Annotated in this window: 25 protein-coding genes; 12 read left to right on the top strand and 13 right to left on the bottom strand. The window is 71.6% G+C overall.

What is annotated here, in order from left to right:
- Positions 1 to 62 precede the first annotated feature (62 nt).
- The gene (locus GWK25_RS12205; RefSeq protein ID WP_215449822.1) at positions 63 to 818 is read left to right on the top strand and encodes a metallophosphoesterase; all 756 of its coding nucleotides are present in this window, start codon (positions 63 to 65) and stop codon (positions 816 to 818) included.
- Positions 819 to 834: 16 nt separating this feature from the next.
- On the opposite strand, the gene GWK25_RS12200 is transcribed toward GWK25_RS12205, so the two are convergent.
- The gene (locus GWK25_RS12200) at positions 835 to 1530 is read right to left on the bottom strand and encodes a PDZ domain-containing protein (RefSeq protein ID WP_215449821.1); all 696 of its coding nucleotides are present in this window, start codon (positions 1528 to 1530) and stop codon (positions 835 to 837) included.
- A 122-nt stretch (positions 1531 to 1652) separates the two neighbouring features.
- Positions 1653 to 2525 carry a LysR family transcriptional regulator gene (locus GWK25_RS12195; protein WP_215457338.1) on the bottom strand — a complete coding sequence of 291 codons (873 nt, stop codon included), beginning with the start codon at positions 2523 to 2525 and terminating at the stop codon, positions 1653 to 1655.
- A gap of 185 nt (positions 2526 to 2710) precedes the next feature.
- Here GWK25_RS12195 and GWK25_RS12190 point away from each other — a divergent pair, with 185 nt between their 5' ends.
- Positions 2711 to 3499, top strand: a complete 789-nt coding sequence (locus tag GWK25_RS12190) for a hypothetical protein (RefSeq protein ID WP_215449820.1) — start codon at positions 2711 to 2713, stop codon at positions 3497 to 3499.
- Here GWK25_RS12190 and cyc2 read toward each other — a convergent pair.
- The 4 genes from cyc2 to GWK25_RS12170 form a co-directional block, all read right to left on the bottom strand.
- Positions 3487 to 5694, bottom strand: a complete 2208-nt coding sequence (cyc2, locus tag GWK25_RS12185) for a germacradienol/geosmin synthase Cyc2 (protein ID WP_215449819.1) — start codon at positions 5692 to 5694, stop codon at positions 3487 to 3489. The genes GWK25_RS12190 and cyc2 overlap by 13 nt on opposite strands.
- Positions 5695 to 5901: 207 nt before the next feature.
- Positions 5902 to 7056 carry a damage-control phosphatase ARMT1 family protein gene (locus GWK25_RS12180; protein ID WP_215449818.1) on the bottom strand — a complete coding sequence of 385 codons (1155 nt, stop codon included), beginning with the start codon at positions 7054 to 7056 and terminating at the stop codon, positions 5902 to 5904.
- The gene (locus GWK25_RS12175) at positions 7049 to 7675 is read right to left on the bottom strand and encodes a hypothetical protein (RefSeq protein WP_251828834.1); all 627 of its coding nucleotides are present in this window, start codon (positions 7673 to 7675) and stop codon (positions 7049 to 7051) included. The genes GWK25_RS12180 and GWK25_RS12175 overlap by 8 nt, the downstream gene beginning before the upstream one ends.
- Before the next feature lie 139 nt (positions 7676 to 7814).
- The gene (locus tag GWK25_RS12170) at positions 7815 to 9629 is read right to left on the bottom strand and encodes a S8 family serine peptidase (protein ID WP_215449817.1); all 1815 of its coding nucleotides are present in this window, start codon (positions 9627 to 9629) and stop codon (positions 7815 to 7817) included.
- A gap of 406 nt (positions 9630 to 10035) precedes the next feature.
- Between GWK25_RS12170 and GWK25_RS12165 the strand changes: the two genes are divergently transcribed.
- Entirely contained in the window at positions 10036 to 11100 is a 1065-nt protein-coding gene (locus GWK25_RS12165; protein ID WP_251828833.1) for a lytic polysaccharide monooxygenase, read from the top strand.
- A gap of 104 nt (positions 11101 to 11204) precedes the next feature.
- Here the strand turns inward: GWK25_RS12165 and GWK25_RS12160 are convergent, their stop codons facing one another.
- Positions 11205 to 11858, bottom strand: a complete 654-nt coding sequence (locus tag GWK25_RS12160; protein ID WP_215449815.1) for a Tat pathway signal sequence domain protein — start codon at positions 11856 to 11858, stop codon at positions 11205 to 11207.
- A 734-nt stretch (positions 11859 to 12592) separates the two neighbouring features.
- On the opposite strand from GWK25_RS12160, the gene GWK25_RS12155 reads away from it, so the two are divergent.
- Positions 12593 to 13252 carry a DUF6230 family protein gene (locus GWK25_RS12155; protein ID WP_184900622.1) on the top strand — a complete coding sequence of 220 codons (660 nt, stop codon included), beginning with the start codon at positions 12593 to 12595 and terminating at the stop codon, positions 13250 to 13252.
- A 47-nt stretch (positions 13253 to 13299) separates the two neighbouring features.
- Entirely contained in the window at positions 13300 to 13722 is a 423-nt protein-coding gene (locus GWK25_RS12150) for a DUF6114 domain-containing protein (protein WP_251829714.1), read from the top strand.
- A gap of 81 nt (positions 13723 to 13803) precedes the next feature.
- Here the strand turns inward: GWK25_RS12150 and GWK25_RS12145 are convergent, their stop codons facing one another.
- The gene (locus GWK25_RS12145; protein ID WP_215457336.1) at positions 13804 to 14190 is read right to left on the bottom strand and encodes a hypothetical protein; all 387 of its coding nucleotides are present in this window, start codon (positions 14188 to 14190) and stop codon (positions 13804 to 13806) included.
- Between the two features lie 198 nt (positions 14191 to 14388).
- Here GWK25_RS12145 and GWK25_RS12140 point away from each other — a divergent pair, with 198 nt between their 5' ends.
- A complete protein-coding gene (locus tag GWK25_RS12140; RefSeq protein WP_215449813.1) occupies positions 14389 to 15636 on the top strand; it encodes a cytochrome P450 in 1248 nt (415 codons plus the stop codon).
- Between the two features lie 108 nt (positions 15637 to 15744).
- Here GWK25_RS12140 and GWK25_RS12135 read toward each other — a convergent pair whose 3' ends face one another.
- The 5 genes from GWK25_RS12135 to GWK25_RS12115 all read right to left on the bottom strand — a co-directional run bounded on the left by GWK25_RS12135 (position 15745) and on the right by GWK25_RS12115 (position 19984).
- Positions 15745 to 17046 carry a cytochrome P450 gene (locus tag GWK25_RS12135; protein ID WP_215449812.1) on the bottom strand — a complete coding sequence of 434 codons (1302 nt, stop codon included), beginning with the start codon at positions 17044 to 17046 and terminating at the stop codon, positions 15745 to 15747.
- Positions 17047 to 17141: 95 nt separating this feature from the next.
- Complete coding sequence (locus GWK25_RS12130; protein WP_215449811.1) at positions 17142 to 17744, bottom strand: ATP/GTP-binding protein; 603 nt, start codon at positions 17742 to 17744, stop codon at positions 17142 to 17144.
- Complete coding sequence (locus GWK25_RS12125; RefSeq protein ID WP_215449810.1) at positions 17722 to 18114, bottom strand: DUF742 domain-containing protein; 393 nt, start codon at positions 18112 to 18114, stop codon at positions 17722 to 17724. Before GWK25_RS12125 ends, GWK25_RS12130 begins: the two co-directional genes overlap by 23 nt.
- Positions 18111 to 18524 (bottom strand): roadblock/LC7 domain-containing protein, encoded by a 414-nt coding sequence (locus GWK25_RS12120; RefSeq protein WP_215449809.1) that lies wholly within the window; start codon positions 18522 to 18524, stop codon positions 18111 to 18113. Before GWK25_RS12120 ends, GWK25_RS12125 begins: the two co-directional genes overlap by 4 nt.
- Positions 18521 to 19984 (bottom strand): ATP-binding protein, encoded by a 1464-nt coding sequence (locus tag GWK25_RS12115; RefSeq protein WP_215449808.1) that lies wholly within the window; start codon positions 19982 to 19984, stop codon positions 18521 to 18523. Before GWK25_RS12115 ends, GWK25_RS12120 begins: the two co-directional genes overlap by 4 nt.
- A 362-nt stretch (positions 19985 to 20346) precedes the next feature.
- Between GWK25_RS12115 and GWK25_RS12110 the strand changes: the two genes are divergently transcribed.
- From GWK25_RS12110 to GWK25_RS12085, 6 genes are all read left to right on the top strand, one after another.
- Positions 20347 to 21303 carry a helix-turn-helix domain-containing protein gene (locus GWK25_RS12110; RefSeq protein ID WP_215449807.1) on the top strand — a complete coding sequence of 319 codons (957 nt, stop codon included), beginning with the start codon at positions 20347 to 20349 and terminating at the stop codon, positions 21301 to 21303.
- A gap of 569 nt (positions 21304 to 21872) precedes the next feature.
- Positions 21873 to 23672 carry an ATP-binding protein gene (locus tag GWK25_RS44265; RefSeq protein WP_215449806.1) on the top strand — a complete coding sequence of 600 codons (1800 nt, stop codon included), beginning with the start codon at positions 21873 to 21875 and terminating at the stop codon, positions 23670 to 23672.
- On the top strand, positions 23659 to 24096 hold the full coding sequence (locus GWK25_RS12100) for a roadblock/LC7 domain-containing protein (RefSeq protein WP_033529461.1): 438 nt from the start codon (positions 23659 to 23661) through the stop codon (positions 24094 to 24096). The genes GWK25_RS44265 and GWK25_RS12100 overlap by 14 nt, the downstream gene beginning before the upstream one ends.
- A gap of 4 nt (positions 24097 to 24100) precedes the next feature.
- Positions 24101 to 24469 (top strand): DUF742 domain-containing protein, encoded by a 369-nt coding sequence (locus GWK25_RS12095; protein WP_033529367.1) that lies wholly within the window; start codon positions 24101 to 24103, stop codon positions 24467 to 24469.
- Positions 24447 to 25049, top strand: coding sequence for an ATP/GTP-binding protein (locus tag GWK25_RS12090; protein ID WP_215449805.1), 603 nt, complete (start codon positions 24447 to 24449; stop codon positions 25047 to 25049). Before GWK25_RS12095 ends, GWK25_RS12090 begins: the two co-directional genes overlap by 23 nt.
- Positions 25050 to 25086: 37 nt before the next feature.
- The gene (locus GWK25_RS12085) at positions 25087 to 25671 is read left to right on the top strand and encodes a GAF domain-containing protein (protein WP_184900606.1); all 585 of its coding nucleotides are present in this window, start codon (positions 25087 to 25089) and stop codon (positions 25669 to 25671) included.
- The last annotated feature ends 41 nt before the right edge of the window (positions 25672 to 25712 follow it).

The following is a 25712-nucleotide window of genomic DNA, read 5'->3' as shown; positions in this document are numbered from 1 at the left end:
TTAGCACTAATGCTTGGATTCGAGTGTTCCATTAAGGCGACGCCCGAGGGAGGCGTACGACGATGCTCGTACTCGCACACATCAGTGATCTGCATCTGGACGGGAGCGACCGGGCCGCCCGGCGGGCCGAGCGGGTGCGGGATCTGCTGTGGGGGCTGCCGGGACCGGTGGACGCGCTGCTGGTGACGGGGGACATCGCGGACCACGGCACCGAGGCCGAGTACGAGGAGGCGGCCCGTCTGCTGGGGCTGCGCGGGAGCGCGGCGCCCTTCCCGGTGCTGACCTGTCCGGGCAACCACGACAGCCGGGCCCCCTATCGCAAGGCGCTGCTCGGGGAGCCGCCCACCGACGGACCGGTCAACAGCGTGCACGTCTTCCCGGACGCGGCCGTCCTGATGTGCGACACCAGCATCCCGGGGCAGGACGAGGGCGAACTGGACGCGCAGACCCACGCCTGGATCGAGGAGACCCTGGACGGGCTCGACGGCGACCGGCCCGTCCTGCTCGCCTTCCACCACCCGCCGGTGGCGCTCCACCACCCGCTCCCGGACCGGTACCGACTGGGCCGGCCCGCGAAGCTCGGCCGGTTGCTGGAACGCCGGCCGGAGATCGTGGGGATCATCACCGGTCACGCCCACACACCGGCCGCGACCACCTTCGCCGGGCGCCCGCTGGTCGTCGGCCCCGGGGTCACCTGGACGCTGCGGCTGCCCTGGGAGGGCGACGCGGTAGCGGACCGGGAGGCCCCGCCCGGGTTCGCCTTCCATGTCCTGGACGACGAGGGGCGGCTGACCAGTCACTTCAGGGTGGCCGTGTAGGGGGCGGCGGGGCCACTCAGGTCACGACGCCCGGGACGGCGACCAGGTACTGCCGGGTGCCGTTCGCGTGGCGCACGAGGAGTTTCAGGGCCACCCCGGGGCGCGCGGCGGCGACGGCCCGCGCCAGGTCGGAGGCCGAGCCGGTCCGGGTGCCGCCCAGGGCGAGGACGGTGTCCCCACGGACCAGGCCGGCCGCGTGGCCGGGGCCGGGGACGTGGACACCGACGACGAGGGCGCCGCGACCCGCGCCCCCCGCGGACGTGGGGGCGGCGGAGGGTGTGGCTGCGGGGGCGGCTTCGGGTGCCGATGCGGATGCGGATGCGGGCACGTCGACGGCTTCGACACCGAGGGTGGGGCGGGTGGGCGCGCCGGTGCCCGGCGACAGCGAACTCCCCTGCCCCGGGGTCGACTTGGGCACGCCGCTCCGCGCCCGGTCGTCGGGGTCGGGGCGGGTGGCAGCTCCTCGCTCGCCCGCCGCCCGCTCCCGCAGTTCCGCGAGTCTGCTCATGCCGATCACCGTGGCGCCCATCGTGCCCAGACCGACGCCCGACAGGACGAGGGCGACGCAGGCGGCCAGGGCGAGCAGCAGGGTGACGAGTCGCTGCCGGGCGCGGCGGGGCGCGGCGTGCGGGCGCCGGGTCGGGCCGGACGGGCGGTCGCCGCAGGGCTCCCCGCCCGGCATGGGTTTGGGCCGCAACGCTGTCTGTTCCATGGTGGCCACCTCCGGCCGGAGACCTACCCGGGGCACCACGGCACGACGAGCCACGAAAGAGTGAGACTGACGCCCCGTCACATGAGGGCGTCCAGCGCTGCTCGGCCCGTCGCATGAGGCATCTAGAGCTGCTCCGCCCCGGTCAGCTCCCGCACCAGTGCCGCCGCCGCGCCGCCGGGCGTTCCGCCGTGGACGATCTCCGTACGGTGCACGAGGCGTGGTGCGACGAGGGGCACGGCGACCGCGCCGGGGACGTCGGCGGCGAAGCCGCGCGGCAGGACGGTCAGTCCGTGTCCGGCGGCGGCGAGGGTGGTGAGGGTGCGCAAGTCGGTGCCCTCGTAGCGGAGGGCGGTGCGGACACCGCCGGTGCCGCTCGCGGTGCGGAGCCGGTCCAGCGGGAGACCGGCGCCGGGGGCGTCGAGCCAGCGGGCGTCGACGAGGTCGGTGAGGCGGAGGCCGGGGCGGCGCGCGAAGGGGTGGTCGGCGGGCAGCAGGACGCAGACGGGTTCCTCGCCGACGCCCCGGGTGGTCAGGGGCGCCACGTCGGGGAGCCGGAGGGGGTCGCTGGGGGCGGCGAGCCCGTCGACCAGACCGAGGTCGGCGGCGCCGGTGGCGACGGCCGCCGGGATCTCGTCGCGGGCGAGGGTCCGCAGGGTCACGCCGGCGGCGGGCAGCGCGGCGAGGACACGGGGGCCGAGGGCCGTCGGGGTGACCGCGAGGGTGAGCCCGTGCTCGGGCGCGGACGCGATCCGGACGACGTCGGCGCGGGCCGCCTCCAGGCGCAGCAGCAGGGGCCCGGCGTGTTCGAGGAGCCGCTCGCCGGCCGCCGTGGGCAGCACGGGGCGCCGGGTCAGCAGCGGGGCACCGAGGTCCTGCTCCAGCGCGGCAATGTGCTGGGACACCGCGGACTGGGTGTAGCCCAGCTCGCGCGCGGCCTCGGAGAAGGAGGCGAGCCGGGCCACGGTGACGTACGTACGCAGCAGATGCGGGTCCATGGCGGACAGGATCGCGCATCGGGCGGCCGCCGGTTCGTCGGCGACCTCATCAGAACTGCCCACAGAGCTGTCCATCAGGAGTGCCCATCACGAGTTCTCATCAGGAGTTCTCATCAGGAATGCTTATCGGGGATACAGAAATCATCGTTGGACGTGAAGTCGAGGCCGCGCCCAGGATGACGTGCATGACGAACAACGCGGCGCAGCCCGCCCCTCCCCGGACCACCTCCTTGCGAACCGCCCCGTCCGCCCCCGCCGCCCGGCTGGCCGTCGTCGGCGACCGGTCCCCCGACGTCGTCTCGCACAGCCGGATCCCGCTCCTCCTCGACGCCCTCACCGGCCAGGACCGGCTGGTCCTCGACGCGTACTGGATCCCCTCCGAGGACGCCGCCGCCGACGCGGCGGCCGTACGGGGGTTCGACGCGGTGTGGGTGGTGCCGGGCAGCCCCTACCGCAGCGAGGCCGGGGTGCTCTCCGCCATCCGTACCGCGCGGGAGGAGCGCATCCCGTTCCTCGGCACGTGCGGTGGCTTCCAGCACGCGCTGCTGGAGTACGCCCGGCACGTGTGCGGGCTCACCCGGGTCGCGCACGCCGAGAACGAGCCGGGCGCCGAGGACTTCCTGATCGAGCCGCTCGCCTGCTCCCTGGTCGGGCACGAGGGGACGGTCGTCATCGCACCCGGCTCGCTCGCGCAGTCCGTGATGAACGCCGAGCGGTCGGTCGAGCGGTACTTCTGCGCGTACGGCCCGACCCGTCACCTCGACACCCTGCGCGCCCACGGTCTGCGGTTCTCGGGGCACGACGAGGACGGGCAGGTCCGGATCGCCGAACTCCCGGGCCACCCCTTCTTCCTGGCGACGCTCTTCCAGCCGGAGCTGGCCGGTGACGGCAGCCGCCCGCACCCGATCGTGCGCGCGTTCGCCCGGGCCGCGGTCGACCACGCGACCAGGGCGGCGGCGCGTCAGCCCGCGTGAGCCGGGGTGAAGGACAGAACCGGTGGCCGGTCCGGGACGAAGCCGTGGGCCCGGCGGGCGAGGAACTCGGGCTTGTAGCGGTCGACCCGACGGTGCCAGTTGAGAATGCCGGCCAGCCAGTTCCGCAGGTCGGCCACATAGCCGTCCATGATGGCGCGTGCTTCCCGAGACAGCGCGAAGTCGTCGTAGACGACGGGGAGTTCGTGGGCGACTACATGCTGGAACTGCCGCATCCGCTGGGTCATCAGGTCATGGATCACGCCGAGCGCGGTCGGGTAGTCGCAGCCGAAGAAGTTCTGCACGACGAGGATCGCGTTGTGGACCTCGCCCTCGTACTCGATCTCCTTCTGGTACGAGAAGACGTCGTTGATGAGGCAGCCGTAGTCGATGGCCGCGTTCTCCAGGGAGCGGACGGGGCCGCTGCGGTAGACCTCGGGCGGGATCTGCGGGCCGTGGCCCATCCGGCACATGCTGAGGGTCAGGTCGGAGCCGAAGGTGGCGCGCCGCATCTCCAGGTAGTCGATGGGGTCGGGGACGCGGTTCTGGATCTGGTTGAACACCTCCCACACCCAGCTCTCCGTCATCTTGTCGACGGACTCCTTCAGGCCGCGCCGCTCGTCGGGGGTCATCGCGGCCGTCGTACGGGCCCAGAGGTCGACGAGACCCCGTTCCATGCCGTTGACCGGGACGGGGACCGGCTCCCCGTCGACGGGCATGCAGTCGGAGAGCCGGGCCGTGGTCAGACGGGCGGCGGCGAGGTCACGGCGGTGGCCGAAGACGAGGGGGTAGTAGTCGTCGCCGTAGGTGCCCCAGGCCAGCCAGGCGGAGCTGAGGTCGAGCTGCTCGGGGGTGGCGTCCGGGTCGAGGCCTGCCGAGCAGAGCGGCAGGTCGGCCGCGGCGAGCCGCTCCTCGTCCCAGACGCCCTCGCTCAGCATGCCCATCGCGTGCGTCCACGCGATGAGGCGGGGGCGGGCGCTGTCCAGGTGCGGGCAGAGCTCGACCTGGAACGGCATCTGGAAATCGGGCAGTCGCGAGGGCCCGACCTTCTGGTACGGCACATGGGTGTGGGCGCGCAACCGTTCCGCGGCGGCGGTCGCCAGCAGGGCGCCGACGTCGGCGGCGGACGTACCGAAACCGGGCTGGGCGAGGAGGGCGGGGCCGGAGAGGACCGCGCCCCCGAGGTCGAGCGGTCCGCGCGCGGACTCGGCGCCCTGGTTCATGTACCGGCTGGACCGCATGTGCCACTCGTGGCCGCCGGACTGCCAGTCCTGGAGCCCCTTCGTGTACGCCGCGACGGCGGCGACCTCGGCCGGGGTGAGGCCCTTCTCCAGGGCCAGGGCGGGGACTTCGGTGAGTGCGGTGCTCTCGAACTGGTGGAGCCGGGAGGTCAGGATGTCGTTGACGGTGTCGGCGGCCTGCTGGGTGTCACAGCCGAAGAAGGTCTCCAGGACGAGGACGCCGTTGCTGTTCTCGCCCTCGTCCTCGACCTCGCGCTGGTACGAGAACAGGTCGTTGCGCAGATGGACGGCGTCGGAGAACGTCTCCATCAGGACCCTGAGCGGCCTCGTTCCCGCGACCGACGCGGGGACCTCGGCGGTCGCGTACTCGACGAGACCGGCCGACCAGGGGGCGCCGCCGACCTTGCGGCGCATCTCGATGTACTCGACCGGGTTCGCGATCCGGCCCTCGTTGATGTTGGACAGCTCCCACATCGACTCGTTGAGCAGATGCTCGGTGGCGACGGCGAAACGGCGGCGCCAGTCCATCGACATCGACGGCACCGTACGCGCCCAGAGGTCGGCGAGGCCGGCCTCCACCGGGTTCCGCGGTTCCGGTACGGGAGTCGCGAGGTCCAGCGGCATGAAGAGCGGGAGCCGGTCGAGGTGGGCCTTGCCGCCGGGGCGGTCCTGGGACCGTTTGAACAGCTCCAGGAAGTGGTCGTCGAAGAAGAACACCCACACGTACCAGTCGGTGATGAGTGAGAGCGCCGGACCGTCGCAGTCGGGGTGGGTGTACGCGCACAGCAGACCGTAGTCGTGCGCGTCCAGGTCCGCCTGGCACCAGACGCCGGAGCCCTCCAGCATGCCCATCTCCCGGGCCCACGCGGAGGAATGTGTACGGGCCTCTTCGAGGTGGGGGTTCAGCCGCGCGGGGTACGGCAGGTAGAAGTGCGGGAGTTCGAACGGCTGCGTCATGGCCGGGCCCTACCCGTGGCCTCCGGCCGGCATCCGGATGGGGGCACATGATCACACCATCGCGTGAACCTGGGGAATTTCTCGCCCCCCGCCGCCCCTGCCCTTCCCGTCCTGAAGGGGCTGCGCCCCTTCGACCCCCGTCTGACGGTCCGGTGGGGGTTCTCGCGCAGGTCCCCGCACCCCTTGAGGCGCTCGTCTCCTCGGGGTTCAGGTGTTCAGCTGGATCACGGCCCTCGTGCCGCTCGTGCGCCAGTGGTGGCCTTCCGTCGTCGTGAGGGTGGTTTCCGTTTCCGGGGTCAGGCCGGTGATGACGTCCGACTTGAGGGTGCGCAGGGCCGCCACGGGGGCCGGGAAGTAGGAAGTGACCTCCGCGAAGGGGGTGGTGGCGGGCCAGAGGCGGTCGCCGACCAGTCGGCGGTAGTTGAGGTCGCCCTTCATCACGGTCAGGTCGGCGGAGGCGAAGTCCGCGCGCAGGTCGGCGGGCATGTCCGCGTAGGGCAGCGGGGCGCAGGAGAAGGGGTGGGTGCGCAGGACCAGGCGGCCCTCGCGGAGCGCGGCGTGCAGTCGCTGCCCGGCGTCGGCCTTCGCCGCGATCAGGTGGCGCACCGCGTCCAGGGTGTCGGCGGTGGTGGCGTCCGAGACGAAGTACGGGTACGGCTTCAGGTGCAACAGGGCGCGGTCGAAGTGGCCGTGGGTGAGGAGGTGGTCGACGAGCAGCAGGTCGGGGATGAGTTCGCGGCCCGCGTTGTCGGCCACCAGGCAGAGCGTGCGGCCGGCGGGGCCGGTCAGCAGGGAGAGGAGCGCGTCGCTGTCGTCCGCGACCAACGGGGAGTCGGTCGCCTTCTCCTCGGTGCTCTGGAGACGGAAGCCGAGGTCCGCCCGGTTGCCCCAGAGGGAACCGTGGAGGAGGGCGTCGAGCTGGTCGGGCAGGGGGCGTTCCGCCAGGGGTCCGAGAGCGGTGAGTTCGGCGGCGGCCTCGGGGGTCTCCAGCTCGGCCAGTTTGAAAGGGCGGAACGGGTCGACCCCCTGCCAGGGGCCGGGGTCGAAGTAGCCGACGGCGCGCAGGAGTTGGCGGTAGAAGCAGCTCTCGGCGACCAGGAAGGGGAGGGAGAACCAGGAGCGGCCGGCATGGCGGCGGGCGTCCCAGGTGTCCCACCAGTCGTCGTCGGCCGGTGGCACGACGGTGCCGTGGAGCGTGTCGTGCAGCAACTCGTCGAGCGCGCGTCGCTGTTCGGGACCGTAGGGTGTGGCGTCCTGGACCTTGCGGATGAGGGCGGGGTGCCGTTCGGCGAGGACGCTGTGCGGGAAGGAGGCCGGGTCGTCGCCGCGGACGACCGGGGCGGGGGCGGGGGCGTCAGGCATGGCCGTGGGCTCCTCCGGGGGCCGTGGGGTCGGCGGGTGTGCGGGGCGGCAGTTCCACCTGCTTCAGCTGCTCGTCGAGTTGCTCGGTGTAGCCGGCCTCGGTCCAGACGTACTTGCGGAACTGGTCCGTCGTCAGCGGACCCGGCCACGGGCTGCCGGTGGGGTAGAAGACGGACTCGCAGGACGCGCAGTGGCAGGCGGCGGTCCAGAGCTCCTCGGCGCGGGGCCTGCCCGCGGCGACGGCGGCGCGTTCGCGGGCCTCGCCGCGGACCACCCAGAGGGTGCCGGCGAAGAGGAGGACGGCGAGGACGGCGCCGCCGATCGTGAAGAGGGGCTTGTCGTTCTGGACTCCGTGCTGGGCGAGGCCCGCGCAGACGAAGGCCAGGACCATGCCTTCCAGGAAGTGGGTGAAGCTGTCGAACCTCGACTCCACGCCCGGGGCCTTCGCCAGCCGGTCGGAGAGACCCGAGCCCGGGGAGTCGGGGGCGGCGCAGGCATCGGGAACCGTACGCACCGACGGCCCCGAGGCGCCGCAGCGGGGGCACACCGTCACGACCGGAGCCGCACCAGATGCCCCGGCCGACGTCTGCTTCGCTTCCCCGGACTTCTCTGTCGCCATGCGCATACGCTAACGCCCGGCATACATGCGCCGGCGGCCGACCGGTGCCCGCTCGCATCGGTCGGCCGCCGGCAGTGGGGGGTGGCGGTCCATCGGGTCCGGCCGATCGGCCGGGGTCACGGGCCTGACGGCCCGGGACTCAGAAGGTCAGCTGCCAGCTGTTCAGCCGACCGGTGTCCGCGGCGGCGACGTCCTGGACGCGGAGCTTCCAGGTGCCGTTGGCGACCTCGCTGGAAGCGTTCACCGAGTAGGTGGTGACCAGGTTGTCCGCGGAGTCCGAGCTGGAGCTCTTCAGGCGGTAGGTCGAGCCGTCGGGGGCCACCAGGTCCAGGACCAGGTCACCGCGGTAGGTGTGGGTGATGTCCACGCCGACCTGGAGGGCCGAGGGGGCGTTGCCCGTGCGGCCGGTGACGGAGATCGAGGACTCGACCGCCGCGCCGTTGTCCGGGATGGACAGGGCCGTGGTGCTGGTGAAGGTGGTGCCCCCCGTGGAACCTCCACCGGTCACCGCCTGCACCGTCTTGGCCGCGTCGGCGAGGCCTGCGCCACAGCCGCCCGAGCAGGTACCCGGCAGAGCACGCGAGTTGGTCTTGATCGCGGACTCGATCTGGGCCGGGGTCAGCGCGGAGCTCGCCGACTTCACCAGCGCGGCGAGGCCCGCGACGTGCGGGGCGGCCATGCTGGTGCCCTGGTAGTAGTCGTACGACTCGCTGCCGGGGGTCGAGGTGCCCGCGTTCAGCGTCGAGAGGATGCCGCCGGTCTCGACGGTGCGGGTCTCGCCGCCGGGGGCCGCGATGTCGACGACCGAGCCGAAGTTCGAGTAGTACGAGCGGGAGCCGGCGCGGTTGGTGGCCGCCACCGAGATCACGTTGTTGCAGCTGGCCGGCGAGTAGTTGGCCGCGTTGGCGTTGCTGTTGCCCGCCGCGACGACGACCGTGGTGCCGCGGTTCACGGCGGCGTTGATCGCGGACTGGGTCGCGGAGGTGCAGGCGCCGCCCCCGCCGAGGCTCATGTTGATGACCTTGGCGACGTTGGTGTTGGCGGGCACGCCGGAGACGGTGCCGCCGGACGCCCAGGTGATGGCGTCGATGATGTCGGAGTCGTAGCCGCCGCACTTGCCGAGGACGCGCAGCGGGGAGACCTTGGCGCCGTAGGCGACACCGGCGACACCCTTGCTGTTGTTGGTGACGGCGGCGATGGTGCCGGCGACGTGGGTGCCGTGCCAGGAGGAGGTGCCGGCCGGGTCGCCCGCGGCGCACTCGCCCGCCGCCGTCCAGTCGCCGGGGTCGGCCGGGTTGCTGTCACGGCCGCTGCCGTCGTTGGCGACGGTGGTGTCGGCTATGAAGTCGTAGCCGCCGACGATGTTCGCGGCGAGGTCCGAGTGGGCGACGTAACCGGTGTCGATGACGGCGACCGTCACACCGGAACCGGTGGTCTTGTCCCAGGCACCTGGCAGGTTCATGCCAGCCGTGGACTCGTAGAGGTCCCACTGCTTGGTGTACTCGGTGTCGTTCGGGGTGGCCAGCGCCTTGTTCAGGCGGTCCGGGACGACATAGGCGACCTGCGGGTCGGCCCGGTACTCGGAGATGACGTCGGCGACGTCCGTCTTGGTGAGGTCGTCGCCCAGGTCGACCAGGGCGGCACCGCTGCCGAGCCGGCGCTGGAAGTCGAGGCTCTCGCCGGCCTCCTTGCCCTTGGCGGCGGCGTCGGCGTCGGCGGCCTTGTTCGAGGTGGCCTCGGCGGCACCGGACTTGTAGCCGACGATCAGGCGCTCGGCGACGGTGCCGGGCGCGGCCTCGGTGGCACCGGCCACGGCGGGGGCGGCGGTGTCTGCCTTCGCGGACGGGGCCTGGGCGACGGCGACCGAGGAGGTCATGCCCGCCACCAGGGCGACGGAGACCGCGGCGACGGAGATGAGCTTCCGTCCTGCGGTACGAGAGGGAGAAGTACGCAAGGGCTTCGCCTTTCGTGGCCTGCTCATGTCAGGGGAGGAGCCGGCGGTGAAGCGCTTCTTCATCGAAGCGGCGGGGGTCCGGAAAGGGATGGCGCAGAAACCGGCCAAGCGCGGGCCGTTCCACCAGGGGTTACCTATGGTTCGGCTGTGCGATGACATTAGGCAAGGCCCAGGTCATGGGGATACGGGGAAAACCCTCGACCCCTGGGGAACTCCCCTACGCCGCCCGGGAGTCGTGGCTCGATGTGCCGCTTCGCCGGTTTTGCCGACGCTCCGCCGCCGCACGACCCGCTGGCCGGATCCGACCGGTCGAACAGGCTCGGGCGTTGAACGCGGCGCTCATGGGTCCCGTACGACACGGTGCACCGACCGTCAGCCCTCGACCTCCATGGATCGGACGTACCGGATGTACCGCTTGTCCGCCCACCGCGCGACCGCCCGTCGTGGCACCGGCCGCCCCGCGACCGTTCGTCGTGGCCGCGGTGGCCGCGCCGTCGTCCTGGCCGCCGCGGCCACCGCGGTGGCGCCTCTGCTTCTCACCGTGGGCGTCGCCGGACCGGCCCGGGCGCACGGTGCGCCGACGGATCCGGTGAGCCGGGTCTCGGCGTGCTCACCGGAGGGGGACGGTCAGGGCACGGCGGCGTGCCGGGCCGCCGTCGCCGCGAACGGGGCGCCCTTCACCGCGTGGGACAACATGCGGATCGCCGGTGTGAACGGGCGGGACCGGGAGGTCGTCCCCGACGGGCGGCTGTGCAGTGGAGGGCTCGCGGCCTACAAGGGGCTCGACCTGGCCCGCGCCGACTGGCCGTCGACCCGCTTCTCCCCCGGGGCCACGCTGGATCTGACGTACCGGTCGACGATCCCGCACTCCGGGACCTTCAAGCTGTTCCTGACGAAGCCGGGGTACGACCCAGCGAAGCCGCTGAAGTGGTCGGATCTGCCCGAGGAGCCGTTCGCCTCGGTCACCGACCCGCCGCTGCGGAACGGCGCGTACCGATTCTCGTCGAAACTGCCGGCCGATCGGGCCGGGCACCATGTGCTCTACACGATCTGGCAGAACACGAGCACGGTCGACACCTACTACTCGTGCTCGGACGTGGTGTTCCCGAAGGCGAAACGGGCCGACTCCGGTGCGGGCGGCGGGAGTTCGGACGGGGCGCCGGCCGGCGGCGAGGAGACCGCGGCCGAGAAGCCGGCCAGCGACGAGCCGGCCACCGGGAAGGCGGGCGAGGAGAAGCCCGAGCCCGCGACGACGGCGCCGACGCGGTCCACCGAGGCACCGGCCACCGGTCCCGACGACGCCGGGGGCGATGCGCGGGCGGCCGACGCAGGCCGTCCCGTCGCCTCCACGACCGACGAGAGCGGCACCTCCGTACCGCTGGTGGCGGGCGGCGCCACGGTCCTGGTGCTCACCGTGGGCGCCGCCCTCCACTTCCGCGGACGAGGGCGCCGCTCTCGCGTCGACGGCTGATCGGGCAAGCGACCTGGCCGCCGATCGAGGCGCCGGCCGGACGACCGGTCAGCGCCTCGGGCCGGTCACCGACCGCCGGACCGGTGACCGACCTGCTGGTGCGGTCAGTTGGTGAAGACCGTCGCGCCGCCCTGGGTGGTGTCCGTGACGGGCGCGTACTTCGCCGTGAAGTAGCCGTTGGCGAAGCACAGCGAGGAGCCCGAGGTCTTGGTGAAGACCTGGGCCGTGAAGTTGATGCTGTTGTCGGTGTTGTTGGAGGTGCCGGTGATGCTGGGCGCCTGGTAGACGCAGTTGATGGTGCCCAGCAGCGTGCGCAGCACGACGGTGGTCTGCAGGACCGAGCCCGCGGCCGGGCTGACCGTGACGACGCCGTCGGAGGTCACGGAGGTGGTGTAGGGCAGGTTGTTGACGGTGACGCTGTTGACGCCGGTCACACCGAAGACGTTGCTGGTGCAGCTGCCGAAGGTGTGGGCGTCCACGGTCTCGGTGGCCGTGCCGGGGGCCGCCGGGTTGTCGGTGACCGTGGCGGTGAAGTTCGACGCGGCGCAGGAGACGCCGCTCGTCCCGGTCGCGCTGGAGTAGAACGTGGCCGCCGTGCCGGAGGCCAGCGAGGCGCTGAGGACGTCGCCGACCGCGACCGCGTCACCGGCGGGACCGCCGGTGGTGAGCACGGTGTCCGCGGCGGAGGCGGGGCTGACGGCCGACACCAGCAGGGCGGCGGTGCCGGCGGCGAGGGCAAGGAGGGATCGCGTACGCATGGGGGTGCCTCTTCTCGGGAAGCGAGGGCCGGTCGGGCCCTCGGCAAGTGCGGGTGACAGCCCTCGACGGTGCGTGGACTGCGGTGATCGCGCGCGAGTGGTCACCGTTCGCGCGGGGGAACGCGGCGATGCCGCACGGCGCCGTACGGTCGCCGCCGATCCGTGGCACGCCTTCTCCGTACGTGACGGACCGGCAGCGACAGCCGGGGACCGGGACACGGCCCAGTGGAGGGGAAGGCGACCGTGCCCGGCACCGCGGCGAGGGGTGGTGCTGCGTGGGCCGCGCAGCGCGTTCAGGTGGGTCACCCACGCCCCGTCGGCGACGGGGCGTTCGGGACGGTGACAGGCGCTGCGCGTCGGATCCGGCGCCACGGATCCGTGGGGGAAACCCGGGAGAGTTGTAGACCTGAAGAAGAGTCAACGTCAAGGCATCGCAAGCAAGTTGATGGCCAAGCATCGCCTCGGGGTTGGCCGAGATCAGCGGCTTCCGGGGACAAAACCAAAGGTGAGAGATGTTCACCTTTCACAGGGACGGCACAACCAACATCCTTTTGCCACAAGCACCTTGACCCTTGATTGTAACCACCGGTAACTTCCCGAATGGCTACTGCGGCGTAGCAAGTAAGCCCTTGCACCACGGGAGGTGCTCTCAGGCGTGCGCCGCAACCGCTGTCCGCGCCAGGACAACGTGCCGTTGCCCCAACTGCAATGACTTGGAAGTCCAGGGAGCACACATGGCCTCGTCCTCGGACGCCACGGCGTCCACCAACGAAAGACCCGAGGGTCCCGAAGCGTCCGGAAGACGCGGGCGGGTCCGTCTGAAGCGCGCCGCGGTGATGGCGGTGCCGGCCACGGCGGTCGCCGCCGGTCTGATGATCATGACCGCGCAGGGTGCTCTGGGTGTCCAGTTCGCCATCTCGGGCATGCCGTTCGTCGTCACCGCCGACAAGCTCGACGGCGAGGGCTTCGCCCAGTTCGGCGCACTGGACCACATGATCGAGAACAGCCCGAACGAGGGTGACACCGGCGGTCAGGTGCTGGTCGTGACCTCGGTCGTGAAGAACGGCAAGCTGACGAACCTCTGCCAGAGCGTGGACCTCGGCGGCATCCAGCTGGTCCTCACCGCCGGCAACAAGGGCACGCCGGTGAGCGTGAAGAACCTGGCGATCGACTCCGACGACATCTCGGGTGACGCCTCGTTCAACAACATCGAGATCGGCCGTGACTCCAGCACGTTCGACAAGGTGGACCAGAAGGGTCAGCCCGGTGTCTACGGACAGCAGGCCGACACGGTCACCATCACCGACCTGTACCAGCACAACTACGCCGCCACGGCGGCCGTCTTCAAGCTCCCCGACCTGCACATGAACTTCCGGAGCGAGGGCTGCGACTAGTGAGCGACTTCCGGGAATGGAGAGGTCACCGGCCGTTCGCCGGTGGTCTGCTGCTGGCGTTGGGCGGCGCCGAGATCCTGCTGACGATGAAGGCGCCGCTCCCGGTCATCCTGAAGATCGGAATGCAGGGGCTGGCGGGCTATCTCCTGCCCTCGCTGATGATCGTGTGCGGGTTGCTGATCATCTTCAACCCCGCTCAGCGCCTGTTCTACTCCATCCTCGGGATCATGCTCTCGCTGGGCACGTGGCTCACGTCCAACATCGGCGGGTTCGTCGTCGGACTGCTGATGGGGGCGGTGGGCAGCACGCTGGCCTTCGGCTGGCTGCCCGATCAGGAACCCCGGCGGAAGCGGGCGGAGAAGCGGGCGGAGAAGGCGGCGCGGGCTTCGGCACAGGCGCCGGCTTCGGCTTCGGCTTCGGCTTCGGCTTCGGCTTCGGCTTCGGAGAAGCACGCCGCAGAGCTCGGGTAGTCGCGGTTGTCGGGCGAGTACCGGTCCGTCGTGGTTGTTCGCGCGGTTCCCCGCGCCCCTGAGGGGTGCGGGGTTCGGCGTTCATAAGGAGGCCGACGCCGCCGCCGTCAGCGCCGAGTGCAGCCGGGCCATGTTCGTCCAGTAGGTGTCGTGGGTGAGCGGGACGCGCCAGTAGAGGCCGGGGCCCGCGGTACGGCGCAGCGGCGGGACGGCCACGTGGCTGCCCCGGCCGAGGACCTGGACGTCGGGCAGGTGCCAGGCGGACGCGTCGCCCGGCGGGACCAGCCAGTACATGATGCCGCCGTAGCCGTCCTTGATGACGGCGCCGCTCTCGTGCCCGAGGGACGCGAGGGCCGGTGCGCCGAGGGCGACCGGCACCCGTACGGCGTTCCACCACCGCCCGGCGGGCACGGTGCGTACTTCGGGGCTGTAGGAACACATCCAGCGCGGGGCCCTGCTGACCATCATGGAACTCACCGGCTCTTCGTGGGGGGGTGGGCCCGATCCTAGGAGCGGTCCCCGCGGCCGACTTGCGAGTACGCGCAGGGAAGTTGCCGTCGTACGCAGCGCACGGGACACGATCTCGCCCGGCCGTGCCGTCGAGCCGTAGCGTGACCGGGCTTGCACGTTGCGCTGTTGGACCGTCTTCGACCCAGGAGGACCCCCATGGGCCACCCGAGCCCCTTAGTGATCGATCCGACCGGCCGTGACATCCACGGTGAGGCCGCCCGTATCCGCGAGACGGGTCCGGCGACCCGGGTCGTGCTGCCGGGGCCGCCGGCCGTCGAGGCATGGGCCGTCAGCAGCCCCGAGCTGCTCAAGCGGCTGCTCACCGACCCCCGGGTGTCGAAGGACGCGCGGCAGCACTGGCCGAGGTTCGCCGCCGGTGAGATCACGCCGGAGTGGCCGCTGTTCACCTGGGTGGCCGTGCAGAACATGTTCACCGCGTACGGCGGGGACCACAAACGGCTGCGCACGCTGGTCGCCAAGGCGTTCACCGCGCGCCGCACCAACGCCCTCCAGCCGCGTATCGAGGAGATCACCAAGGGGCTGCTGGACCGGATCGAGGAGGGCTTCCGGCGCTCCGGGACCGTCGATCTGCGGGAGGAGTTCTGCTATCCGCTGCCGATCCAGGTGATCACCGAACTCTTCGGGCTGCCCGAGGAACGGGGCCTGGAACTGCGGGACCTGGTGGACAGGATCTTCGACACCTCCGCCGACCCCGGTGAGATGACCGCCGCGTTCGGGCGGCTGCAGGCCGTGCTGGCCGAACTCGTCCTCGCCAAGCGGGAGTCGCCCGGCGACGACCTCACCTCCGGGCTGATCTCCGCCCGCGACGAGGACGAGACCCGGCTCAGCGAGCAGGAACTCATCGACACGCTGGTGCTGATGATCAGTGCCGGGCACGAGACCACCGTCAACCTCCTCGACCAGGCCGTTCACGCCCTGCTGACCCACCCCGAGCAGCTCGCCCATGTCCGACAGGGGCGGGCGACCTGGGACGACGTGATCGAGGAGACGCTACGGGTGCAGGCGCCGGTGGCGAGCCTGCCGCTGCGCTACGCCGTGGAGGACCTCGCCCTCGCCGAACTCGGCGGGCCCGAGGGGGTGGTGATCGCCAAGGGTGAGCCGATCCTGGCCGCGTACGCCGCCGCCGGGCGCGACCCCGAGCGGCACGGGAAGGAGGCCGAAGCCTTCGACGTCACCCGGGCCGACAAGGAACACCTCGCCTTCGGCCACGGAGTCCACCACTGCCTGGGTGCCCCGCTCGGCCGTCTGGAGGCCCGCATCGCACTCCCGGCACTCTTCGCCCGCTTCCCGGCGCTCGAACTGGCGGACACAGAAGAACAGTTGGGCCACGTGGAGTCCTTCATCTCCAACGGCCACCGCCGCCTGCCGGTCCGCCGCGTCTGACGAGGCCCGGCGCCGGCCCCGCCGCCTCTGCCCCGCCCCGGTCGCCACCGCCCAGCCCGGGTCGCCACCGCCCAGCCCCGGTCGCCACCGCCGGGGGTGCAGGGCCCCTTACTCTCCCCGCCACCAGGCCAGCAGGCGGGACCAGCCGTTGTCCGGGCGGGTGGGGGCGGGGGGCCGGGGGGTGTCGTTCGGGTCGCGAGGGCGGTCCGGGGCTGCGAGCCTGGGGCGCGGGGGCTGCGTGACCACCGTCGTCGTCGGCGGGAAGGTCACCGGCAGTGCCGCCAGGGCCCGGTGGAAGGGGCCTGGCCGCCATTCCAACGCCCCCACGGGCACGGCGAGATCGACGTCGGGCAGCCGGTCCAGGAGCTTCTCCACCGCTACCGACGCGATCAGCCGGGCCTCGCTCTGCGCGGGGCAGTTGTGCGGGCCCGCGCTCCACGCCAAGTGGGCCCGGTTGCCTGTCCGCTGATCGCTCGTCAGTGCCGGGTCGGTGTTGGCCGCCGCCAGCGAGACGACGAGCGGATCGCCGGCCCTCAGCAGCGCGCCCTCGTACACCACGTCCCGCTTCGGGTAGTGCACGGCGTAGTTGGCCATCGGCGGATCGGTCCACAGCACCTCGTCGAGCGCGTCCTCCACGGGGAGGCTGCCCCCGGACAGATCACCGGCGAACCGGTCGTCGGAGAGCAGCAGCCGCAGCGCGCCCGCTATGAGGTTCTGCTGGGGCTCGGTGCCCGCCCCCATGAGCACGACGAGGGTGTGGATCATCTCCTCGTCGGTGAGTTCCGCCGGGTGCAGGGTCAGCCAGGACGTCACGTCGGCCCCCGGCCGCTTCCGCTTGAGCGTGACCAGTTCGAAGAGCGTGGTGGTGAGCAGCTCGTTCGCGCGCTCGGCGTCCACCCCGTCGAAGATGCCGGACATGCCCTCCACCAGCTTCAGCCCCAGCTCGGCCGGACAGCCGAAGAGGTGGTTGAAGACCAGCAGGGGCAGCACCTGGGCGTACTCGCCGAGGAGATCCGCCCTGCCCGTGGGCGCGAACCGGTCGATGAGGGTGTCGGCGCTGCGTTCGACATAGCCGCGCAGGGTGTGGGGCTCGACGCGGGCGAGGCTGTCGGTGATGGCACCGCGCAGCCGCCGGTGCTCCTCGCCGTCGGAGAACAGGGCGTTGGGGCGGTACATCATCATCGGGACGACGGGACTGTCCGGGGGGACCGTGCCGTCCGCGAGGTCGTTCCAGCGTCGTGGGTCCTTGGAGAAGGTCTCCGTGCTGCGCAGCACGTGCAGGGCGGCGTCGTAGGAGGTGACGAGCGTGGCCCGTACGCCGGGGGCCAGCTCGACGGGTGCGGTCGGGCCGGTCGCGCGCACCCGCCGGTAGAACGCGGCCGGGTCGGCGGCGAACTCCGGCCCGTGCATGGACTGGTGGGCCGGACACCCCGGCGGCGGACCGGACGGGCCGGATGAGTCGGAGGGACCGAGGGGGGCGGAGGGACCGGACGGCGGTGCGGGGGTCACGCGGGCTCCAGTTCGGTCTTGCGGTCCAGGAGGTATTCGACGAGGGCGATCAGCGCCCGGGTGGAGGAGTCCGGGTCACGGGCGTCGCAGCGCACCAGCGGCGTCTCGTCCAGCAGGTCGAGCGCTTCGCGCACCTCGTCCAGTTCGTGCACGGGCGCGCCGTCGAAGTCGTTGACGGCGACGGCGTACGGCAGGTCGAGCTCCTCCAGGACGCCCATCACCTCGAAGGAGTGGGACAGCCGGCGGGTGTCGGCGAGGACCAGCGCGCCGAGGGCGCCGCGGGTCATGTCCTTCCAGAGCCTGGTGAAGCGCTGCTGTCCGGGGGTGCCGAACAGGTACAGCACCAGGGAGTCGTCGAGGGTGAGCCGGCCGAAGTCCAGGGCGACCGTGGTGGTGGTCTTGTCATGGGTGCCCGCGAGGTCGTCGACGAACGCGCCGGCCTCGGTCATGACCTCCTCGGTGCGCAGCGGCCGGATCTCGGAGAGCGTGCCGACGAACGTGGTCTTGCCGACCGCGAAGTGACCGACGACCAGCAGCTTGGCCGCCGTTCTCACCGTGGGCCGCAGGTAGACGTCGTCAGAGGCGGGCGCGGAGCCCATCGAGGACCTCCTGGAGGATTTTCGCGTCGGACGGCCGGGCGGCCGAGCGGGATGCCCGCGCGCGAGCGTGTTCGAGCGCGGGTGACGATGCGCGGGTGACGATGTGGCCGCTGTCCATCAGGTCGGCGACCAGCACCTTGGTCACGCTGACGGGCAGTTCCAGACGACTCGCCACCTCGGCCAGGGAGAGCGAGCCGGGCCGGCACAGGTCCATCACCCGGCGCTTCTCCGGACTGAGCCCGGTCAGCGGCAGATCGGTCGCGGCGACCAGCAGCGTGACCAGGTCCAGGGTGTTGCGGGTCGGACGGGCGCGGCCGTCGGTGACGACGTACGACCGCACCAGCCGCCCCCGTGGCCGGCGGGGGGTCATGACCTGCTGCCCGTGTCCAGCCGTGCCGGGCTGGTGAGTTCCTTGCCGAGGCGGTCGACGAGCTTGTGCATGCGGTACGTCACCGCCTCCATGTCGACCTCGTCACCGGTGGAGACCGCGAGGTAGGCGCCCTCGCCGGCCGCGACGAGGAAGACGAAGCCGTGTCCGAACTCGATCAGGGTCTGGCGCCACGGGCGGTCGGCGGGGCCGCAGAACTCCGAGGTGCTGCGGCTGATGGACTGCAACGCCGAGAGTCCGGCGGCGAGGCGCTCGGCGTCGTCGCGGTCGATGTCGGCGGAGTGGGCGCGGAGCATGCCGTCGGCGGAGAGCAGGATGGCGTGCCGCGCCTCGGGAACCTGCAGCACGTCGTCGAGCATCCAGCCCAGCTCGTTGTTCGTGGGCTCGATCATGCGTGGGGGGTCCCTTCGTTCTGGTGGGGGGTGGGCGCCGCGGGATCACCGTCGCGGTCGCGGTCACCGTCGCGGTCGCGGTCGCGGTCACCGTCGCGGTCGCGGTCGCGGTCACCGTCGCGGTCGCGGTCGCGGTCGCGGTCGCGGTCGCGGTCGCGGTCGCGGTCCGGGACGTACTCCTCCTCGTCGAGGATGCGTCCCGCCGCCCGGCCGAACCGGGTGCCGCGGGCGAAGGCGCCCATGAGGCGGGCGTTCTCCTCGGGCGAGCGGCCGGGAGGCTCCTCGGCCCGTGCCACGGGCTCCGGTTCCGGGGCCGCGGTCCGCCTGGGGGTGCGTCGGCGGCGCTTGGGCAGTCCGCCGTCGGTCGTTTCGGCGGGAGCGGTCTCGACGGTCGCCGGGCGGGGGCCGGGGGCGGCCTCGGTCACGGGCGTACGGTCGAGCCGTGGCTCCGGGGCGGCGGGCTCCCCGTGGGTGAGCAGCGCGTTCGGCAGGAAGGCGACGGCGCGGACACCGCCGTACGGGGAGCGCGTGTCCACGGAGACGGTGAATCCGTAGCGCCGGGCGAGCATCCCGATGACGGCGAGGCCGAACTGGGGCGGGTCGCCGAGGCGGGTGACGTCCACCTCGTCGTCGCCGGAGAGCAGCAGGGTGGCGCGCCGCACGCCGTGGGCGTCCATGCCGACACCGGCGTCGTCGACGATCACGCAGGCGCCGTTGTGCACGGTCTGGACGTTGACCTCGACGGTGGTGTTGGGCTGGGAGTGCCGGGCGGCGTTGTCGAGGAGTTCGGCGAGGGCGAGGACGACCGGTTCCACGGCGCGGCTCACCACCGCGAGGTCGACCTGGCCGTGGACACGGACGCGCCGGTAGTCACGGATGCGCGAGGTGGCGCCCCGGACGACCTCGACGAGCGGGGAGGTGGCCCGCTGCCGGCCCGGCCAGGAGCCGCAGAGGACGGCGATGGCCTGGGCACGCCGCCCGAACTGGGCGTTGGTGTGGTCGACTTCGAGGAGGTCGCGCAGCACGTCGGGGTCGTCGTGCCGCTCCTGCATCTCGGAGATGGACATCTGCTGCTCGTTGGCGAGGGCCTGGATGGAGCGCATGGACGCCTTGAGCGCGGCCTTCGCGGACTGGTCGGCGCGGTGCTGCGCGTGCTCGACGGCGCCGGAGAAGCGGGCGAGCACCTCGTCGAGTCCCTTGCCGAAGTCCGTGCCGGCGAGACGGCCGTCGAGCGGTCCGACGCCGGGCACGGCCTGGCCGGGACGGTCGACGAGGGCCGGCAGACGGACCGTGACCAGATGGCGCAGCTCCTCGTCCCGGACCCGCACCTCATCGGCCAGAACGGCGTTCCTCCCGCGCAGTCGCCTGGTGATCCCGTGCTGGCGCAGCAGGAGTACGGCGGTGGCGAGCAGGGCCGCCGCGAGAGCCCAGATCACCGCCTGCGATATCGGTTCGGTCATGAAGTACGAGTCCTAACGTCCTCAAGTCCCCAGGCGACGGGGGGTCCCGGGACGCCGGCGGGAGTTGACGGAGCGCACGACGCTAGCGGCGCGACCGCGCGGGTACTTTCCGTGACGCGCAGGGAAGTTGTCACAGGGCGCAGAAGTGGCGCAAGGGGCACGATGCCAAGGACGAGGTTCCCAGAGGCATATTCAGCCAATCGGCCGGGCGGCACGGCAACCGCTTGCCGCGCTAGGGTGCCCTCCGTGTCCGACCGGACGGTAACTATCTTTGATCAAGCAGAAGTTGAAGATTTTCCTACGGGAGACCGTAAAAGACAACGAGGACGTCGTCGGGGGCCCGGCACCAGGGAGGGAGAGCGTTGCCCGCGGGAAGCTACAGCGTCGAGGCGCTGACCACCGAGGAGCTGGCCCCGCGCGAGCGTGCCGACTTCTGGACCGAGCAGATCGGCTCGTACCAGTCCCGGATGGGCTTCAGATACGCACGGGCGGAGAACTTCCGCGGCGAGACGCTCCGACAGCGCACCGACACGTACCAGTTGGTGAAGTACCGGTCCGACGAGATCGAGTACACCCGCACGATGCGTCAGGTACGCCAGGATCCCGACGAGGACTACCGGCTGCTGCTGCCGATGAGCGGTGAGATCGTGCTGCGGCAGGGGGGCGAGGAGGCCCGGCTGACCCCGGGCACGGCCGCGCTGGTCACCTTCGCCTCTCCGTTCCAGTGCCTGCAGAGCGACGCCATCGACGCGTTCATCTTCACCATCCCGGCCCGCGAGGTGGACGGCCGGCTCAACACCCGGTCACCCGTGGCCAGCGGACTGAACCTCGCCACCGGTCTCGGCCGGATCGTCGGCTCGATGCTGACGGGACTGCACGAGGAGCGCGAACACCTCACCGACCCGGAGTTCAACGCCGTCTCCGACCGGGTGGTGGAGCTGGTGTGCATGCTGACCGTCGGCGACGACCGCCCCGACGCCCCCGGGCAGCTGGGCGAGGTGGAGGCGATGGTCCGCCGCTATGTGCGCGACCACGCGGCGGATCCGAATCTCACGGGTACGGCGGTGGCGCGCGCCCTCGGCTGGTCGCTGCGCCAGATCCAACTGGCCCTGCAGCAAGCGGGCACCACGCCCCGAGAGCTGATCCGGGAGGAACGGCTGCGCCTGGTCCGGGACCGCTTGCTGTGCGCGGAGTGCGAGCACCTGACGATCACCGACCTCGCCTACGCCGCGGGCTTCTCGTCCGCGAGCGCCTTGAGCACGGCCTTCCGGCGACGCTACGGCGTCAGCCCCCGGGAGATGCGACAGAGCATACGCTGACTCAACTGATCGTGCTAACAAGGGAGTTCGGGCGCGACCGGGGCAACTGGGTCCATCCGCGAGCAGGTTCTCACATTCTCACATCAGACTGCCGTATCGTTCCATTGAAGTCTAAAGCTTGGTCAAAGCATGGCCGACGGTCGCCCCTGACCGCTTTCCGGCCCCCGTGGTGTGAATGTTCCTGGAATGCGTCGTGCCCACCGGGTGCGAACTCGCACCTTTCGCACCCGACTCCGCTCGTCCGGCCGGGCGTTGACACGAGGCAACGCACCGCGCGCTGGCGTGAATCATGCGATCGCCACGGCCGGGAGCAGCACCCGGAACGGCCGAATCCGCAGGTGACCCCCCGCCCGGCAGCCCCTCGTTCACAGCCGGCGCGACACCATGACGGAGGTGTGAAGAACTCCACCGGCGCCGCCTTGCGCGGAGAAGGTAGAAAGGCGTCACAGACCCTTGCCGCGCTGACGGCACCTCAGGTGACAGACCTCCACTGAGCGTCTAGGACCGCTGGTCAGATAGTTGACGTTCTTCGCTACTCTGTCGCGTACTGGCTGATCGAGAGGACTCCGATGCCTGAACCCCCACCCTTCGCAACGACCCCGGATCACGGTCGGCGGGACACCACCACTGCCCCGTCCCGTCACCGGCACGGAAAGCCCGGGGTGTCGGATTCCGCGAACTCCTCCGCAGCACAGTCCCGACTGACACGGCTCGCCGTTCTCCCGGCCGCTTTCATGGCTGGAATATCCACCGCCGTCACGGGCACGGTCCTGCGGCTCCAGGAGGGCACGGCCGACCCCGCAACCTGGGGAGTGCTGGCGGGCGGGGCGGTGCTGGGCTGCGGCTGCCTGGCGGGCGCCGTGCTGTCGGCCAGGAAGCGGGCGAGGTCGGACGCGCGGCGTGCCGAGTCGCTGCGCCAGGCCATCACCAGCGGCAACTGGGCGCTCGACGAGGACCTGACCCGCCTCAAGCGCGGCGAACAGCTGCTCTCGCGCGGCTTCGCCTACCAGGCCCCACGCGGCGAGGACCCGTACCAGAAGCTGGAGTACGACGTCACCGAGGCCCAGCACCGGGCCCGGGAGGCCCTCGTCTGGGCGGCGAGCTACTTCCAGGCGGCCTCCGACGACAACAGCGACAAGGTCGAGGTCTTCGTCAACCTGGCCCGCCGGCTCCAGTCGCTGGTGCACCGCACCATCCGTGAGCTGGACGACCTGGAGAACCAGGTCGAGGACCCGGACCTGCTCCGCCGGATCTTCGGCATCGACCACCTGGCCACCCGAATACGCCGGCACGCCGAGAACCTCGCGGTGCTCGGCGGGGCGGTCTCCCGGCGCCAGTGGACGAACCCGGTGACCCTGACCGAGGTGCTGCGTTCCTCCATCGCCGAGGTCGAGCAGTACTCCCGCGTCAAACTGGTGCCGCCCATCGAGGGCACGCTGCGCGGCCACGCGGTCGCCGACGTCATCCACCTGCTGGCCGAGCTGGTCGAGAACGCCACGATGTTCTCCCACCCCGACACCCAGATCCTCCTGCGCTCCCGCCGGGTGACCGCCGGCATCGCCATCGAGGTGGAGGACCGCGGCCTGGGCATACCCCAGGAGGACCAGGACCGGATCAACGCCCTGCTCGCCGACCCGGCCCGCATCGATGTCGCCAAGCTGCTCGCCGACGGCCGGATCGGTCTGTTCGTGGTCTCCTCGCTGGCCCGCCGGCACGGCATCGCGGTCCAGTTGCAGGGCAACATCTACGGCGGTGTGCAGGCGATCCTGGTGCTCCCGCAGGGTCTGCTGGGCGACGAGGAGGGGCAGGCACCCGTCCAGGCCCCGGTCCAGGCACGGCCGCCCGCCGCCCCCCGGCCGGCGCAGACGCCCCCGCCCGCCGCCTGGCAGCCATCTCCGCACGCGGCTCCCCCGGCCGCCGCACCGTCGCACGCGCACGCGGCTCCCCCGGCCCACACCCCCTCCCCGGCCGGTCCCCCGCCGGGCATGCCGCAGCGGTCGGCCGCGCCCGCGCCGCCCCCGGCGGCCGCCCGGCACGAGCGGGCCCAGCCCGTCTCCGACGTACGGTCGGAGTACCGCCCCTCCGGGTACGACCGCCCGGCGGCCGCCCCGCGCGGACCCGGCGCGTCCGGCAGGCCGAACCTGCCCAAGCGGCGTGCGATGGAGCACCTGGCGCCCGAACTCCGCCAGGGCCCCGTGCCGCGTCCCGACACCACCGAGCAGGAGCTGAACTTCAGCCCCGGCCTCCTGGCCGGAATCAATCGAGGCTTCGGTCTCGCCGGCGCGATCTCCGACGCGATCCCCGTCGACGACGCGCGCTGGGCCCCGCCCCAACCGCAAGGAGAAGAACCCCACCATGGTGAGCGATAGCCACCCCACCGGGCAGAACATCGACTGGCTGCTGGACAACCTCAAGAAGACCGTTCCCGGTACCCGGCAGGTCCTGTTGCTGTCGTCCGACGGCTTGAGCAAGGCACATGTGGATCTGAGCACCGACGACGCCGACCGGCTGGCGGCGATAGCCTCCGGGCTCAACTCCCTGGGCCGTTCCTTCGGTCACGACAGGGTGCTGGGCAACGGCGGCACAGTGCGCCAGGTCATCGTGGAGCTGCACAACGGCATCCTCATCGTGGCCTCCGCGGGCCACGGCGCCGTGCTGGCGGTGACCGCGGACGCGTCCACGCACACCGAGACGCTCGGCTACGAGATGGGCATGCTCATCCGGGCCGTGCAGCCGTTCCTCGCCACGCCTGCCCGCCGCCCGACCATCGCGCCGTCCAGCGCGGGGATGTGACGCGATGACGGACGAGCTGTTCCTGGACGAGGAGGCCGGACGCTTAGTACGGCCGTTCACCGTCAGCAACGGGCGCACTCGACCCTCGACATCCTTCGACCTGCTCACTCTGGTGATGGCCACCGGTGTCCGGCCGCTCGCAGACCTCGGCCCCGATCACGACATGGTGCTCGGGCTGTGCGTCAGGCCGGTGCCGGTGGTCGAGGTGGCCGCGCGAATGAACCTGCCGATCGCGGTCACCAAAGTCCTGTTGTCCGACCTGGTGCAGCACGAGGCGCTCACCGCACGGGCGCCCCGTGCCGTAGAGGCGGCCTCCGCGGCCAACCGAGAAGTTCTGGAGGCGGTGCTTGATGGCCTACGCGCACGACTCTGACCCGTTCCCGACCGCCCTGAAGATCCTCGTGGCGGGCGGATTCGGGGTGGGCAAGACGACCTTCGTGGGGGCGGTCAGCGAGATCGCGCCGCTGAGCACCGAGGAGGTCATCACCACGGCCAGCGCCGGCACGGACAGCCTCACCGGGGTCGAGGAGAAGTCCACCACCACGGTGGCCCTCGACTTCGGCCGGATCACCCTCGGCTCGGACCATGTGCTGTACCTGTTCGGCACGCCGGGGCAGGAACGGTTCTGGTTCATGTGGGACGAACTCTCCGACGGGGCGCTGGGCGCGGTGGTGCTCGCCGACACCCGTCGGCTCGACGCGTGCTTCCCCGCGGTGGACTTCTTCGAGGTGCGGGGCATCCCGTTCGTCGTGGGGGTGAACGAGTTCGACGGTGCCTACCAGTACTCCGTCGAGGAGGTCCGGGACGCCATCGGCCTGAAGTCCCACGCACCGATCGTGTTCTGCGACGCCCGGCACTGCAGCTCCGGTACGGGCGTGCTCGTCGAACTCGTGCAGCATCTGCTCAGCATGACCCCACCCGTGGCTTCGCACCAGCCGCCCGCGCTGCGTTGACGCCAGCTCAACTCGGCCGACCTCGAACGGAGTTCTGATGAACAGCCCCTATTCCGCCTATGAGCCACCGCTCGACCGCCTGCTCCTCACCCCCGAGGATCCGGGGGCGCCGCAGCGTGCCGCGAGGCTCGCCCAGCTGGGGCTCGCCGACACCCCCCGGGCCGAGTTCGACGCGTTCGCGCGCCGGCTGGCCCTGGAGCTGGACGCTCCGTACGCGATGGTCAACTTCGTCGACGACAGGCGTCAGTTCTTCGCCGGGCTCTACACGCCGGACGCCGGCCCCGTGAACATCGCGCAGGGGCAGGCGGCCGAGACCTCGATGAGCCGGGAGATGCGCCTGGACCACGGGTTCTGCCCGCACACCGTCAAGCGGACGGCGGCCCTGGTGCTCGACGACGTCTGCGACTACCCGCGGTTCGCGGGCAACCCGGTCGTCGACGAGATCGGCATCCGCTCCTACATGGGGGCGCCGCTGGTCGACACGCTGGGCGGCATGAACCTCGGCACGATCTGCGTCGTCGACACCGACTCCCGTACCTGGGGACGGCAGCGACTGGAGATCATCAAGCACATGGCCCAGGAGATGTCCGACCGGATCCAGGCCATCGCCGGCGGCCACTGAGGCCGATCCGGCGCCGCCGGTCCGTCGCGGTCGAGGGGAGA

It is taken from the genome of Streptomyces sp. ATCC 21386, from assembly GCF_018728545.1.
Lineage (GTDB): Bacteria > Actinomycetota > Actinomycetes > Streptomycetales > Streptomycetaceae > Streptomyces.
Note: the sequence above shows the minus strand (reverse complement) of the source record. Positions and strands in the feature narration are given on the sequence as shown.